Genomic DNA, 14519 nt, shown 5'->3' on the forward strand with positions numbered 1-14519 from the left:
GCCTGGGGGAGGCGTTCTTTGCTGTTGACGGGACGAAATATAGGTTCCGGTTCAGCCGGTTTAGGGGCTCTGGCTGCGATTCTGGCCACGAGGCACACCTGACCACAGGCTGGTGATCGCGGTGAGCGGCGGAATCCATGAGGAGTTCCGCGAGTACGTCGTTGCTCGCGGTCCGACACTGCTGCGCGCGGCCCGTCAGCTCACCGGGCATCCCAGTGACGCCGAGGACCTGCTCCAGGCCGCCCTGTTCAAGACCTATCTGGCCTGGGGCCGCATCCACGACCGCGCGGCGCTCGACGCCTACGTGCGCCGGGCGATGGTCAACATCAACATCTCCTGGTGGCGGCGGCGCAAGCTGGAGGAGTATCCCGCCGAGGAGATCCCCGAGCCCGTCCTCGTCAGCGGCTCGGGCCATCTGCCCGAGCAGGTCGAACAGGCCCTCGACCGGCTGCCGACCAGGATGCGGACCGCCGTCGTGCTGCGCTACTACGAGGACATGACCGAGCCGGAGATCGCCAGGGCGCTGGGCATCAGCGTCGGCACCGTCAAGAGCACGGTCTCCAGGGCGATGGCGCGGCTACGCGGCGATCTCACGGTTCCTGAGCAGCGACAGCCGCAGCCCCAGCGCTAGACTCCCCGGACTCCGCCCCGGCCGTCGCGCACGGCCGTACGGCGTCGCGGATCGTCCGCAGCATGTCGAGGAAGACATCGAGCTGCTCGGGGGGGAGCAGGCCGGTGAACCACTCCTCGATGTCCGCCAGGTGCCGGGGGAGCACCGCGGTGAGCCGGTCCGTGCCCGCCTGGGTGATCACGGCGTAGGAGGCCCTGCGGTCGGTCGCGCACGCCTGCCGTGCGACCAGTCCCTCACGTTCCAGCCTGTCCACGACCCGGGTCACCCCACTGGTGGACAGGCTGGTCTGCGCGGCCAGGTCGCTCATGCGCAGGCGCCTGCCCGGGGAACGTGCCAACCGGATGAGGGTCTCGAAGTCGATGTCCGAGAGCCCCGCCTCGGCGAAGGAGGTGTGGGTCTTCGCCAGCAGGCCGCCGAAGGCTTCCGCGAACAGGCCCATGGCCGTTAACCGGGAGTCGTCAAAGGAGGTCACCGTTCCACTTTAACCGATGATGGTTGACGTGGGGAATATTCCTCATGTAGAAATCTGTTGACGCAAACATCCGCACTGCAAGCACCTCTTCAGGAGTAGCCATGACCACTCGGACCTGGGAGAACCTTCAGCTCCCCGCCGCAGGTACCTTCAACCTCGACGCCGCCCACACCCGGATCGGCTTCATGGTCAAGCACATGATGGTGAGCAAGGTCCGCGGTCACTTCGACCAGTTCGCCGGAAGCGTCACCGTCGCCGAGAACCCCCTTGAGTCCTCCGCCGAGCTGACGATCAAGGCCGAGAGCATCAGCACCGGCGTCGCCGACCGCGACGGCCACCTGCGTGGCGACGACTTCCTCGCCGCCGAGAAGTTCCCCGAGATCACCTTCCGCAGCACGCGCGTGGTCGGCCACTCCGGCGACGAGTTCACCGTCCTCGGTGACCTCACCATCCGCGACGTCACCAAGCCGGTCGAGCTCACCGTCGAGTACGGCGGCGCGGGCACCAACCCCTGGGGCCAGTCCGTGTGGGGCTTCTCCATCACGACCGAGATCGACCGCGAGGAGTTCGGCCTGACCTGGAACCAGACGCTGGAGACCGGTGGCGTCCTGGTCGGCAAGAAGATCAAGATCGAGATCGAGGGCGAGGCCAACCCCGCCGCCTGACGATCGTCATGGGAGGGTCGATTGGCCCGCGTGGCGTCGTGGTCCTCGCCGCCTGCCCGGCGTCGTGACCTTCGTCGCCCGATAGTCGTCGTCCACAGGTTCCCTCCCGGCGTTCGGGATTCGTTGTCCACAGGCTCCTTTCCGGTGTTCGGGAGGGAGCCTGTGGATTTTCCGGTGAGATCACTCATGTGGTCTTTGGGCACGGCTGGGCTTGGGGTCCGGCGCCCGCCAGTGTGGTCGGGGCAGTACCCCCCGGCTTTCCTGGGAAGTTGATATTCCGTCAGGTGGTACCGGACGTCTCGTCTGGCGGGAATCCCCAGACCCACAGCCGTGTCTGCCTGCGAGAATCGCTGATCGTCCACAGGTGTGCACAAAGTTATCCACAGGAGTGGATAACCGGTACACGCCTCCCCGACACGGCGTCTGCGGGAACCGCTTTGCTGCCTCGCCTGATGGCCGGTACTCTATGCTGAGCCACTCGGCAACCAGGAGGCTTCGCCTAGTCAGGTCTATGGCGCCGCACTGCTAATGCGGTTTGGGTTTACCGCCCATCCGGGGTTCAAATCCCCGAGCCTCCGCAGGTCAGAGGCCCTCTCCCGATCTCAGGGAGAGGGCCTTTTTGATCTATGAGGGGCTTCTAGTTGTAGTTCTAGTTGCAACGGGGGCACAACGAAGGCTCAGGCCTCGCCCAGCGAGATCATGAAAGGAACCGTGCAGGTCACCTCGTTTGAGGTGATCGAACGGGTCGCCCAAGGGCTCCAGATGCCCGACAGCGCCCGCCTGGCTCTCGGTCTCGCCCCCGCCCGCTCCACCACACCGCAGGTGATCGACACCGCCTCACATCCCGCCCCGGTTATCCCGCCTCGGGATGGAACGTCGACAAGCGGCCTGCTTAGCGTGGAAAGCCCTGTCACTGTCGGCCAGAATCACAGCGCCGTCCCCTGGGACGCCGATGTTCTGACACTGGCCTGGATCGTGGGAAGGCTGGACGCTCACGTGGACCGCCGAACGATGCTCCTACTTGCCACCGGGATGACGGCCGAAGCCGCGGCCAGTATCGCTGACCCCTGGGAGCGCCTGTCCCGGGCACTCACCGGCCCTCAAGCACTCGACGAGGACACCGTCGAACGTCTCGAAGCCCGCACCGTCGGCTTTCACCGCCTGGAGTACGTGCTTCCCGCCCGAGCCATCTACCAGGGCCTCACCACCCACATCACCGAACTGAGCAACCTGCTCCAAAGCGGCCCGCCCGAGAGGTTCCGCCGACGTCTGGCCGCCACCGCAGGCGAGGCCGCCACTCTCGCCTCCTGGATCGCCTGGGACCTCAAGCAGCCCGGCCAGTCCCTGTCCTTCGACCGCGTCTCGACCCTGGCCGCCAAGGAAAGCGGGCACCAGATCATCCAGGCGTGCACCCATGCCTACAAGTCGTACGCCGTCGAAGGCCGTGCCGCTCACGAGGCCGTACGCCACGCCCAGCAGTTCCTGCCCGCCCACGGTGACGACGCCACCCGGGCCTGGCTGCTCAGCCGTCAGGCCGAAGAACTCGCCGCCCTCGGAGACCGACATGCCGTCAGCCTCCTGCACCAGGCCGAAGACGCCTACAGCCGTGCCCGCCCACACCGCGAACGCGCCTGGACCCGCTTCCTGGACGTCGGCCGGATGGCCGCCTTCCAACTGTCCACCTACGTACGGCTCGGCGACGACCACCAGGTGATCGAGGCAGGCCAGGCCGCGCTGTCGGCCGTCGCCCAAGACACCGACCACAAGAAGGTCGCCGTCGTCTACGCCGACATCGCCCAGGCCCAACTCCAGATCGGCGACGTCACCGAAGGTGTCACCTACGCCCGCCGCGCCCTGGAATCCGCCCGGCGCAGTGAATCCACCTGGGGACTGCAGCATCTCGCCACCGTCGAAAAGACCCTTGCCGGGCAGAAGGACCAGGCTGCCCGGGAACTCCTGGCAGACATCACTTCCACCCGCCGGGCTCTGGGGACGTCTCCCGCCTGATCCACTCCAGATAGTCAGCCGTCCCGGCCACCAGGGGAACGGCGACGATCTGCGGCACCTCATAGGAGTGCAACTCCCGCACCCGCGCCGCCAGAGCCTCGAACCGGCCGATGGTCGTCATCATGACCACCAGCCACTCATCCGAGCGCCGGATCTTCCCGGCCCACCAGTAGACGGACTCGATCGGCGCGACGACCTGAGCCGCAGCGGCCAACCGCTCCTCCACCACTGCCGAACAAATCCGCGACGCCTCCTCACGGCCGCTGACAGTGACCCGAACCTCTGCACAATCCGAAGCGTTCCCGATCACGCTGCAACACTGCCGAATTGTTCTCATGGGTATCAAGTGCGGCGGCGCGGCGCGCCGCCGCACGGCCCCCCGACCCCCAGCCCTCCCCCCACCCACACCAAACCCCCATCGCACCCCACACTCATGACAACCTTTTCTATTTGTCCCCCCCCGTGGGGGGGGCCCCCCCCCCCCCCCCCCCCCCACGGCCCGCCGCCCGAACGCCGCCCGAGCGTGCGGCGTGGGCGCCGGTCTCGGCCGGCGGCGGGACCACGGGCCGCCCGCCGCACCGCCCACGCGCCGTACGCGACCACCAGCCGCCGCACTGGGGCCACACCGCCGCCACTCACAAGGGCCATGAAGACAGCACGATCCTCGGCCATCCCATCATCAGGCCCGCGTTGCGTTCCCTCTACAAAGGCGATGAGGACCCAAGATTAAAGTCGCAGCTCAAGGGCCTTCCCGCTGAGGCGTTCCAGTGGGAATCTGCAATGAACCTCCGGTAGTGCGGAAAACCTCGGAGGCCTGCTGCAAACTACCTTGATGGCCATCAAGCCATCGGTCTCGGTCGGTGTCAGCGAACCATAGATTCGGCGGTGGACCGGCGCCGCCCTGACGATCGCCTGACGGTGGCCGATCTTCGTGGGTGGTCGGGGGCGATCGAAGGTCTGGGACTTCGTACCTCAGCCCCAGCCCACCGAGTAGCGTCGACACCTGTGGCCGCCCTGGGCCGTGCCTCCATGTATGAGCAAGACGGGGCAAGGGGCGGGAACCCTAAGGAGTCATGGTTAAGGTGAAACTGACTCTGGCCTGCGACGTAGCAGCTCACCAAGTTGCTAGAGCCAACCTGGCCTCCTCCTTAAAGGCTTGTCTCTGTGATTAGCTGCTGCTGAAAGGGCACGATGCGTCTGGGCAGGATTAAGCAACTTCCAGACCTCGGCTAGGCAAGTGGGCTAGATTTTACGACCAGAAGATGTCGCTTTCCAAGATCAAGTTTGAGAGTCAGGGGCACTGGTATGACCGGAGAACTTACGGCTCTAGCTGCACAGGTATCTCCTTACGTCGTCGCGGCTGTGAGTGCATACGGTGGGGCAGTTTTATCGCGGGTGCAGGAAGGTGCAGCCGACAGTACTATCGAATGGGGGCGAAGATTAATTCAACGGATTTCCGGAACAAGAGAGCTAGGTGAAGCCGTCCCGGAAGCGGTTCAGGATCTTGCTGTAGACCCGGGTAATCAAGATCTGCAGGCTGTACTTCGTGTTCGAATTGCTCAAGCATTGATGGCCGACGCAATATTGGCTGAAGATATTCGTAGATTATTGCAGCAAGCAACAACTTCAGGGGCAAGAGTAGTGGCAGCTGGAGAACGCTCTGTCGGGGCTCACACTATTTCTGGGATAGTAGTTACGGGCGACAAAAATAATGTATACAGGTGAATTTGCGTGAGCACAAATACGCCACCAGGGCCATTTGAGTTTATCTCTGCTGGAGAAAGAGCAGTAACTGCTCACACCATCTCCGGAATCGTCTCGACTGGAGACAATAGTACCAATTTATTGGTAGATGGAAGCGTTTTAGTTGATCCTTCTCAAGTCTCCAATGTTCAGAGAATAAATAATTTACCTCGTATGCCCACGGGTAAGTTCATCGCACGTAGAGCAGAGCTGCAGGTTATTGCCAAGCCAACTGGTGATCGCCACACTCGTTTAGTTGCTCAGGTTATATGCGGCCTGGGAGGAGTCGGTAAGTCCGAGTTGGCCCTACGCTATGCGACTACTCGGATCACGGAATACTCACTCATATGGTGGATAGTCGCAGATAGCGAAGATCAGATCCGGTCAGGATTTGCGCAGTTAGCGTGTCGGCTGCACCCTTCGGTTGCTTTGACGACCACCATGGATCAAGCGTCTGACTGGGCTATCGGATGGCTGCAATGCAATACCAATTGGCTCATTATATTAGATAACGTTGAAAAGTTGTCCCACATCAAATCTATCCTGGGCCAACTATCTGTCGGGCATATTCTCATAACCTCTCGTCGAAATATTCGATGGCCTGTATCTGATGGCATCATTAAGCTGGACGTATTTGAGCCGAAAGATGCTCAGATCATGCTTGCGGAGGCCATTTCGTCGGAGGCGCCGGAGGAACTAGATGCGTTGGCGCAGATAGCAAACGAATTAGGTTACCTCCCGCTTGCATTAGATCAGGCTGCAGCGTTCATTAGCCAGACACAAATTCCTCCCGATCAATATCTAAGCTTGCTTCAAGAACAGCCTGATCAAACATATAACGCTCATGGCGAGGAGCGAGATTCACATGAGACTATTGGTCGACTTTGGGATATAACGCTAGATACACTTAGTCAACAGAATCGTTTTGCACTCAATCTACTATATGTGTTGTCCTGGTATGCCCCAGATCGGATACCTAGAATTATCCTGCAGCCCGAAACTAGCCGTTTAGATTTCGACAAGGCGTTAGGGGTGTTATCTTCATATAGCCTCATAAATTTGAGGGGCGAATATGTAAGCATGCATCGAGTTTTGCGGTCTGTGCTTTTCCATAATGTAGATGGAAGCGAAATAGCCGAATCTCTTACTGTAGTTGCTCTGCGATTAATAAAAAGAGTAATACCGTTTGATCCTATATCCGAGGTCGAAGCTTGGCCGCTCCTTCGTTCACTACTTCCCCATGTTAAGCAGATCGCTGCACAAAAACCATGGGGGTTAGCAGAAGAGGAAGTTGCCGATACATTTAATACTTTCGGAGTTTTTGAACGCACGCAAGGAAACTTCCAAAGCGCCAAAATGCTGCTCTCTGAAGCCTTAGATATAGTGACAGCCCAATATGGAGACAGCCATAGGGCGATACTTCCTGTTCGTACTAACTACGCAGCAGTTCTAAATGATTTAGGGCAATACAAGGAATCTCTTTTAGAAGCTAAGGATGCCCTAAGAGTAGCTGAGCAAACCCTAGAAGAGGACAGCGAAGATTTTCTCACTATAAGTAATAACGTGGCACAAGTCTTAGCCTCTATGGGGCGTTTAGCCGAAGCGGAAGCAGAGCTTAGAAAGATAGTTGAAAAGTCGTCTCGGCTATTTGGTGATAGACACCCAGGCACGCTAGCGTCACGCGTAAACCTTGCAACTGTACTGCAAGGCCTAGGTCGACTCAGAGAGGCTGCTGACGAAATTAAGCGCGCCAATTCTGGGTTCGCGGAAGTCTTAGGAGAAGAGCATCCAGATATCTTGTATGGCCGCAATAACGCAGCGACCATCCTGCATGATCTAGGTAAATATGAAGAAGCCGAAGATGAGTTACGAAAGACCTACGAACAGACTTCTAAAATTTTCGGAGAAGAACATCCAAGAACACTAAAAGTTCGCGACACCCTAGCTAGCATGTTGCTGATTAAAGGTTTAACGCTAGAAGCAAAGGAAGAATTTAGAAAAATCTTAAAACTACGTATTGAAGTGCTCGGAGAATCGCATTCTGACACTTTAACCACTTTAAGTAATCTTGCTAGTGTTCTACGTGAGCTGGGCGAGTATGAGGAAGCAGAGAGAAATTGTCGCAAGGCTATAGCTCTTACGGCGATTTCTTTAGGTGAGGAGCATTCTGAAACTCTCACGAGTCGTAGTAATCTAGCTAATCTGCTAGAGGAAACAGGGAGAATCGCTGAAGCTATAGCAGAGATTGAAGAGACAATAAGGATTAAATCAGCAGCGTTAGGGGCTATGCACCCTGATACGTTGAGGAGCAGAAATAACCATGCTGTCATGCTTGCCAGGCGTGGAATGTTTGAGGAAGCTGAGCGCGAACTTATAGAAGTATGCGCAGAACTCTCAAATACATTGGGTGAAATCTCTCCGCTAACTTTGAAGGCGCGCTCAAATCTCTCTTTGATAATGTGTCGGCTGGGGCATATAGACTCAGCGGAGCTGGAAATAGTGCGCGCTCTAGATGGACAGATCAAGGTGCTAGGCGAGAACCACCCCGACACACTTGAAAGTTTTGAGTTGCGTGATCACATACTTAAGAACAAGCGGCGACTCCTGCATGGCGACATTGGGCGCAACTCCTCTTGTCCCTGTGGGTCGAATAGGAAATATAAGCGCTGCTGTGAAAGGCCACTGAATAGCTGAGATTATTCATTGTCTAATGCAATCTCTATAGTTATGGAAAAATTGTGAGCCGTTTAGGCTATTTAGGGGTGAATCTGGGGCTCACCAGAATTGCTGAGTATTGCTGCATGGGCAGAGCTATGCCCGCTATATCAAGTGTTCGGTTCTCGACGGTGCCGAGCAGGTCGGTTACTCTGTGCGAGACGCAGACGCGAACCGCTTCAAGCTGCGGACCTCACTGATCATCGATCTTGGTTTCTGTGGTGGCCGGTAGTGGAATCCAGCTCAGCTGGCTTTGGATGTCTTGGAGACCTTGCCGTTGAGCTTCGAGCAGGCGGTCGGCTGGGTGGAGGATTGATGGTTCATCCTCGCGATGAGACCTGGCCCTGCGCATCTGCAGGAACATCCTCGCCTCTACGGAACTGATCATTGATCGGCTGGCGGATGGGCCAGTGAGGGCACAGGTCGATCGCTGGATGGATCTCCGGCCACGTCTGCCGTGACGTGCAATATGTGTGCAATGATCATGGCGGCGGAGGAGCCGTGAACGTGCTGCGCGCCAGGTCAGGGGCGGTACCACCAGCGAAACGGTCACGGGTTGTAAAACCGTCGACCCTCCCACTCTAGGAGCTACCTGGGGAGCCGCCAGCTCAGACGACTCTGAACCGAGCCGGATTGATCTGAACGGAAGGTCCTTCCCTGATCTGCGCCGCGAACGGGTCTGAAGCCTTGGAGCACGCTTGGGGACCTACGGACCAGAAGGTCCCGCTTGGGTGATGGCTCCCCGGCTAGTTGTTGCTCAACTGATGGTGGCGTAAGTATGCACATGATGAGATGGCCCGGTTCTTCGCGAACCGGGATACCACGTGAGATATCAAACGTTTAATCGATGGTAGGGCAAGGTCTGGCGCTAGGAGGTCCGATCATCGACTCGATCATTAACGCTCTAATTATTCTCGTGTGGTCAATAACAGTGCTGATGTATATGAGCTTTGCCGGTGGGCTCATCCTGAGAATGGTAGCCGGTCCCTTGTACCGGTGGACTCGTGACATCGGCCGAGTGCACCCACAGGCGGTCGTTCCTCTAGTGTACGCCCCTCTGTTGTCGGGATCGATGGCCATGGTGGCGGGGGTCGGCGTTAACCTATACACGGAGTGGAAAGAGCCTGGTCCGGATTTAGATGCCTCATTTGGCATTGTTTTTATGATCGCGTCTCTAGTCGCAAGTGCCATCGGCGGACGGGCAATGCTGCGGCGAGTTGCGAACGATGTGAGCGGAATCGATCGGATGCGGTGCAAGCTTAGTCACTATGTTGGTCGGCCCAGCGAGGTTCTCGACCTTCAGGTGGCACTCACCTACAGTCGACGGGCGCGGCGAGTGGGTGAACGCCTCATGCAGCGATCTGCGACGCTGCCCATGTGCGGGTGGCCCGATGGCAGTTTGATTCGCATGATCGCACTTGGGACACTCATCGTCGATTTACCCGCCTTTGGCTGGTCTCTCAAGATAATGATCTCCCGTGCTGGCGACAGAATGTGGATCTGGATAACGGTCGGGTTGGCGCTTGCAATCGTCATGGCGCCCGCTGCTGTGTTCTTGAATTGGTACCACCGGCGCTGGTGGCTCCGCCGCGTAGGAGAGGAGTTGATCGAGGAGGCGGGCCGGGCGGAGGTTGTCTTGCTTCAGCATAAGACGCCGAGGGGGTTCGGCCAGCGCGTCCGCCACTGGTGGGTGAACCACATGCCCTTCCTCAGACCTTGGAGCTTCATCATGTCCCTGTTGCGTGAGCGTGCCCACAGACGCGGTTAGAGCACTGATCCCGCCCTTAGTTGCAGTTCTAGTTGCAATCCAACGTCGTCCCATGCCGTTCCGGGCGGACCGGTCGCGCCCGTTGGTCCAGGCTGAACCGATATGAACGGCCAAGATCAGAGCTGCTAATGCGGTTTGAGTTTACCGCCCATCCGGGGTTCAAATCCCCGAGCCTCCGCTGTGACAAGGGAGTTCGTGAGAGATCACGGACTCCCTTCGTCATTTCAGAGATCACCACTGGCCTCCGGCCACATTGATGGCACGAACGCAGCGTTCGCCCTCGTCGCCTGTTCCTGCGTTTCTCGGCCGCTGAGGGGTGGACATCGCTCGTGAAGGCTGCGGTCGCGTGGCCGAGGATCATCGGGGATGACCTTGATGGAGACGTCGGCGGCGAGCGGCATCGTGGTCGCACCAGGTTGCGACCCCTCGCAGGGTGATGAGGCCTCGGCGGGTCTGTCTGGGCGGTGCCCCGCCTGCCGGGTTGCGGCCCCTTTCTGGGGCGATGAGGACGCAACCCGGTGGCGTAGATGCTTGCGTTCGCCTAGTTGCGAACCCTCGTAAGGGTGATAAGGACCTCAACGCAACACTGGTGCTGCTGTCCCCGGTCGACATGTCACGAACCCTCAGGGGTGATGAGAATAGGGGCCGGGCTGCGAGGGGTGGTTGACTGCGAGCCCTCTCAGGCTGCTGAGCCACCAGTCTGCTCTCACGACGCCGACGGCCGCAAGCGATGACGGGGATGCTTTGTTGGGAAAAGCCAGCGAATCAGCGGGCCGTCAACGGCGTTGGGGCGGTAGTTCGCCCACCGGTGCGGCGGTGTGCGTTCCGCCGCTCGTGCAGCGCCACACGGCGATCTCGTTCTCCAACTCGGCGAGCAGGCATCGATCGTGCACCGGGCAGGCGGGCCACATCTTCCACGTCGCCTCCACGACCACGTCCTGGGTGGCGTCGGCCACAGACTGGAGCACCTGTTGGGCGTCCCCGCCGGGCCCGAGGCCGCTGCCATGGCAGATGCCCCGGAACTCCACCCGTGCCAGACCCATGGCGTCCCGGTCGGGAACGACCATCCGAAGCGTCCCGGTGATCCCCGCGGCGCGGACGTCGCGCTCCACGACCTTCAGCGCCTCCTCCAGCGGCACCAGCAGGTCCGGTTCCAGGGCGAAGGTCGGCGCGAAGCCGATGTCGTCGAGGAAAGCCTTGCCCAGCCGAGCCAGGTCGGCGTCCGTCAGCTTGGTGGCGGGACGTTCGAGGAGCTCCCGGGTGACGGAAGTGGGCACGTCCCACTCCTCCACCAGGCGGGCCAGCTCGACGAGAGGCCCGGCGTCGAGACCACCGTCGCGCAACGCCGTGTAGACGCGGACGCTCAACTCCTCGACGGCCTGGTCGAGCTCATCGTCCTGCTCGTAGGGATGCATGCCGCAGCGTCTCCCGCCTCGCAGATCCCGGCAAGCGAGATTTCACCCATCGCCGTTGAATATCCGGTGACCTCTGACGTCATCCTTTTCGCCGGCCGGAGCACAATCCTCGGTCGGCGTTCGACACGCATCCGCTGATCTTCACGCTGCATCAGGGAATCAATGGTCACCAGTATTTCGGATCGCAGTACAGGGTGTTCAGAGCCGTTCAGGGGACCACACATGCCATCTGACCTGCGTTGAACCGTCTGGAACGGCCTGAGGGCGATCTCCGAGAAGCCGGGCCGGGCCATGTCGGACCGGCCGGCGAGTCGCTGGACCGGCTGGGTCCCTCATCGCGCGGCAGTCGCAGCATCTCCCGGCGCACCGGACTGGCCGGGACCGTGAAGATTGGATCCTCGGAGTCCGTACGGCCGACGCCGATGACTCAGCCATCGGCGGAAACCGGAGTGACCAGCCCAAGGACAGGAGAAAGCGAGGGCCTCGCCTTACTGGGATCGACAGAGATGCCGCCACAGTGATGGCCATGGGTGTACGGCACCGCGCACTGAGCGATCTCGTACGAGGCGTGGGCGGTCTGGTCGGCGAACGCGGCGGTGAGAAGGCCGCCCCACCCCTGCCGGTCCGCGGGGCGCGCTGGCTCCGCCGGTCCGCCTCCCCCCTTACTGTCTCCCTGGCGGGATCGTTCGCCGAGGTCTGCCCTCCTAGCGTTGTGACCAGCGCCGACGTGGCGCGAGAACCTACCGGGAGAACCTCCTCATGCGCACCACCCCGTCCAAAGCCGCCGCCGCTCTCGCCCTCGCCACCACGGGTCTGGCTCTCTTCTCCGTCCCGGCGCACGCCGGGCAGAAGCCCGCCCCGAGCACCACGGCCTCGCTCCAGAGGTCGATGGACGCGATGGTGCGTACCGGTACCGCGGTCGGAGTGCAGGCCAGGCTCAGCGAGGGAGACCGGCAGAGGGCCCTGCGCTCGGGAACGGCCACGGTCGCCGGCGGGAGTCCCGTACCGACCAACGGGTCGTTCCGTATGGGCAGCGTCACCAAGGCCTTCGCCTCGGTGACCGTGCTGCAGCTGGTCGGCGAAGGCCGGATCGGACTGGACGACCCCATCGGCAAGTATCTGCCCGGCCTGTTGCCGCGTGAGAACGACATCACCGTACGGATGGTCCTCCAGCACACCGCCGGGATACCCGACTACACCAGCATGAAGGAGTTCCCGACGTCGGGTGACGCCTACCTGAAGCTGCGCTTCAACCGGTTCACCGACGAGGGCATCGTGAGGACCGCGCTGACCAGGCCGCTGGACTTCGAGCCCGGCACGAAGTTCTCCTACTCCAACACCGGCTATGTGGTGGTCGGGATGCTGATCAAGGCGGTGACCGGCCACAGCTGGCAGAGTGAGGTCACCGAGCGCGTCATCAAGCCGCTGGGGCTGCGCGGCACCTCGGCGCCGACGTACTCCACGACCATCCCCGGGCCACACGCCCACGGATACCTCAACAAGAGCGACGGCGAGTACGTGGACGTGACCCGGCTCAACCCGAGCATCGCCGGCGCCGGGGGAGCGATGATCACGACCACGGCGGACCTGACGACCTTCCTCAACGGCCTGGTCACCGGCAAGCTCCTCAAGCCCGCCCAGTTCACCGAGATGAGGAAGACCGTTCCCATCAAGATCCAGCCGGGGGAGTACGGCCTCGGCCTGATCTCCATGTCCACCTCGTGCGGGCAGAAGATCATCGGTCACAACGGAGGCATTCCGGGCTATCTCACGAGCGCCTTCACCACCCTGGACGGCCGCACGAAGATGGCCCTCTCCGTCAACCAGAAGCAGTCCCCGGCCGACATGGCCGCCTTCAGCAAGATGATCGACTCCGCCTTCTGCTCCTGAGGGGGGCGCGGCCCGGCCTCGGTCGAGAATGATCAACGAGGCCGGGGCCGGGAAGGAGCGACTGACGTCGACGCCTCCGTGCCGTGTCGCCCGTCCGTTCATGTGGTGAAGGAGAACCCGCCCGCGAGCCGACCCCTTCCCGGCGTGCGCTCACATCGAGGCGCGCCATCCCGAAGGATCATGCGATGGCCGTCCTCATTCGCGGCGCCATGTCATCTGGCCGGGGAAACTCATGCACCACGTCCGTCGGCGCAACCTACGTCGCCGTCGCGTAGGGAGTGGATCATGCTCCGCAGGATCAGGAACGCGGCTGACTGCTCGGTCTCGGTCAGGCCGGCCAGCATTCTGACCTCGACGGCCCGGACCGCCACGGTCGCCTTCTCCAGGCTCCGCCGGCCGCGAGGGGTGAGCCGTGTGGGAAGGACCTTCCCGACGGGAGCCTCCGCGGGCCTGGTCACGTAGCCGTCCCGTTCCAGGGCCTGGAGTAGCACGTTCATCGACTGCCGTGTCACGAACGCGCCCCGCGCGAGCTCGGAGTTCGACAGGCCCGGCCGTTGGGCCAGCAGTTCGAGGCAGGAGTAGTGCGTCACGCTCATCCCGAGTGGCCGCAGCACCTCCTCCATGGCCACGCGCAGGGCGCTCGAAGCCTCTTTCAGCAGGTAGCCCAGTGATTTGTCCAGGTCAACGCCGGGGCCGTTTTGACTCATGTCAGAATTCTGACATACATTGCTCCGTGTCAGGAATCTGACACGGAGAGAAGGAGTACCACCATGCCCGTCACCGGCCCCGACTTCATCTCGCTCCAGGCGCGCGACCTCGACGCTTCACGGGCGTTCTACGAGCGGTACCTCGGCCTCGTCCGCTCGCAGGCCGGGCCGCCGCACGCCGTCGTCTTCGAGACGAAGCCGATCGCGTTCGCGCTCCGCGACGTCGTTCCCGGCACCGATCTCGCGTCCGTCGCCCGGCCCGGCATCGGCGCCGCGATCTGGCTCCACGCCACCGACGTCCAGGCCATCCACGACGCTCTCGTCGCCGACGGTCACACCGTCGTCTCCGCGCCGATCGACGGCCCCTTCGGCCGGACGTTCACCTTCGCGGACCCCGACGGTTACCACGTCACCCTCCACGACCGCGCCTGACAAGCCGAACCGGCCTCGGACCGCGTCGTCACGGACCGGGTTCCGCACTCCGGAGACGGCCGGACGCTCAGGGG

Annotated in this window: 12 protein-coding genes and 1 tRNA gene; 9 read left to right on the forward strand and 4 right to left on the reverse strand. The window is 61.3% G+C overall.

Features of this window, described 5'->3' with window-relative positions; translation table 11 throughout:
- The first annotated feature begins 121 nt into the window (after positions 1–121).
- Positions 122–631: a SigE family RNA polymerase sigma factor gene (locus tag ABZ470_RS10280; protein ID WP_352014838.1), complete on the forward strand. Its 510-nt coding sequence runs from the start codon at positions 122–124 to the stop codon at positions 629–631.
- Here the strand turns inward: ABZ470_RS10280 and ABZ470_RS10285 are convergent.
- A complete protein-coding gene (locus tag ABZ470_RS10285) occupies positions 591–1103 on the reverse strand; it encodes a MarR family transcriptional regulator (RefSeq protein WP_352014837.1) in 513 nt (170 codons plus the stop codon). The genes ABZ470_RS10280 and ABZ470_RS10285 overlap by 41 nt on opposite strands.
- 101 nt (positions 1104–1204) lie before the next feature.
- Between ABZ470_RS10285 and ABZ470_RS10290 the strand changes: the two genes are divergently transcribed.
- From ABZ470_RS10290 to ABZ470_RS10300, 3 genes are all read left to right on the forward strand, one after another.
- Positions 1205–1768, forward strand: a complete 564-nt coding sequence (locus ABZ470_RS10290) for a YceI family protein (RefSeq protein WP_352014836.1) — start codon at positions 1205–1207, stop codon at positions 1766–1768.
- Between the two features lie 488 nt (positions 1769–2256).
- Positions 2257–2346, forward strand: a tRNA-Ser gene (locus ABZ470_RS10295).
- Between the two features lie 433 nt (positions 2347–2779).
- On the forward strand, positions 2780–3775 hold the full coding sequence (locus tag ABZ470_RS10300; RefSeq protein ID WP_362911102.1) for an XRE family transcriptional regulator: 996 nt from the start codon (positions 2780–2782) through the stop codon (positions 3773–3775).
- Here the strand turns inward: ABZ470_RS10300 and cutA are convergent.
- The gene (gene cutA, locus ABZ470_RS10305; RefSeq protein ID WP_362911103.1) at positions 3735–4112 is read right to left on the reverse strand and encodes a divalent-cation tolerance protein CutA; all 378 of its coding nucleotides are present in this window, start codon (positions 4110–4112) and stop codon (positions 3735–3737) included. The two genes, ABZ470_RS10300 and cutA, sit on opposite strands and share 41 nt — an antisense overlap.
- A gap of 968 nt (positions 4113–5080) precedes the next feature.
- Between cutA and ABZ470_RS10310 the strand changes: the two genes are divergently transcribed.
- The 3 genes from ABZ470_RS10310 to ABZ470_RS10320 all read left to right on the forward strand — a co-directional run bounded on the left by ABZ470_RS10310 (position 5081) and on the right by ABZ470_RS10320 (position 10001).
- On the forward strand, positions 5081–5500 hold the full coding sequence (locus ABZ470_RS10310) for a hypothetical protein (protein ID WP_362911104.1): 420 nt from the start codon (positions 5081–5083) through the stop codon (positions 5498–5500).
- A gap of 6 nt (positions 5501–5506) precedes the next feature.
- Positions 5507–8212 carry a tetratricopeptide repeat protein gene (locus ABZ470_RS10315; RefSeq protein ID WP_362911105.1) on the forward strand — a complete coding sequence of 902 codons (2706 nt, stop codon included), beginning with the start codon at positions 5507–5509 and terminating at the stop codon, positions 8210–8212.
- Between the two features lie 1429 nt (positions 8213–9641).
- Complete coding sequence (locus tag ABZ470_RS10320; protein ID WP_362911106.1) at positions 9642–10001, forward strand: hypothetical protein; 360 nt, start codon at positions 9642–9644, stop codon at positions 9999–10001.
- Positions 10002–10777: 776 nt separating this feature from the next.
- On the opposite strand, the gene ABZ470_RS10325 is transcribed toward ABZ470_RS10320, so the two are convergent.
- Complete coding sequence (locus tag ABZ470_RS10325; RefSeq protein ID WP_362911107.1) at positions 10778–11416, reverse strand: hypothetical protein; 639 nt, start codon at positions 11414–11416, stop codon at positions 10778–10780.
- Between the two features lie 759 nt (positions 11417–12175).
- Here ABZ470_RS10325 and ABZ470_RS10330 point away from each other — a divergent pair.
- Positions 12176–13306: a serine hydrolase domain-containing protein gene (locus tag ABZ470_RS10330; protein ID WP_362911108.1), complete on the forward strand. Its 1131-nt coding sequence runs from the start codon at positions 12176–12178 to the stop codon at positions 13304–13306.
- 230 nt (positions 13307–13536) lie between these two features.
- Here ABZ470_RS10330 and ABZ470_RS10335 read toward each other — a convergent pair whose 3' ends face one another.
- Positions 13537–14013: a MarR family transcriptional regulator gene (locus tag ABZ470_RS10335; RefSeq protein WP_362911109.1), complete on the reverse strand. Its 477-nt coding sequence runs from the start codon at positions 14011–14013 to the stop codon at positions 13537–13539.
- 63 nt (positions 14014–14076) lie between these two features.
- Here ABZ470_RS10335 and ABZ470_RS10340 point away from each other — a divergent pair, with 63 nt between their 5' ends.
- Positions 14077–14445: a VOC family protein gene (locus tag ABZ470_RS10340; RefSeq protein WP_352014830.1), complete on the forward strand. Its 369-nt coding sequence runs from the start codon at positions 14077–14079 to the stop codon at positions 14443–14445.
- Positions 14446–14519 lie beyond the last annotated feature (74 nt).

The sequence above is a fragment of the Streptosporangium sp. NPDC020072 genome (assembly GCF_040631445.1).
In the GTDB taxonomy this organism is placed as follows: domain Bacteria; phylum Actinomycetota; class Actinomycetes; order Streptosporangiales; family Streptosporangiaceae; genus Streptosporangium.

Bases quoted from the DNA above. Each gene is read 5' to 3' on its own strand.
- ABZ470_RS10290 (WP_352014836.1), top strand. From the start codon at position 1,205: ATGACCACTCGGACCTGGGAGAACCTTCAGCTCCCCGCCGCAGGTACC.
- ABZ470_RS10300 (WP_362911102.1), top strand. From the start codon at position 2,780: ATGCTCCTACTTGCCACCGGGATGACGGCCGAAGCCGCGGCCAGTATC.
- cutA (WP_362911103.1), bottom strand. From the start codon at position 4,112: ATGAGAACAATTCGGCAGTGTTGCAGCGTGATCGGGAACGCTTCGGAT.
- ABZ470_RS10310 (WP_362911104.1), top strand. From the start codon at position 5,081: ATGACCGGAGAACTTACGGCTCTAGCTGCACAGGTATCTCCTTACGTC.
- ABZ470_RS10320 (WP_362911106.1), top strand. From the start codon at position 9,642: ATGATCGCACTTGGGACACTCATCGTCGATTTACCCGCCTTTGGCTGG.
- ABZ470_RS10325 (WP_362911107.1), bottom strand. From the start codon at position 11,416: ATGCATCCCTACGAGCAGGACGATGAGCTCGACCAGGCCGTCGAGGAG.
- ABZ470_RS10330 (WP_362911108.1), top strand. From the start codon at position 12,176: ATGCGCACCACCCCGTCCAAAGCCGCCGCCGCTCTCGCCCTCGCCACC.
- ABZ470_RS10335 (WP_362911109.1), bottom strand. From the start codon at position 14,013: ATGAGTCAAAACGGCCCCGGCGTTGACCTGGACAAATCACTGGGCTAC.
- ABZ470_RS10340 (WP_352014830.1), top strand. From the start codon at position 14,077: ATGCCCGTCACCGGCCCCGACTTCATCTCGCTCCAGGCGCGCGACCTC.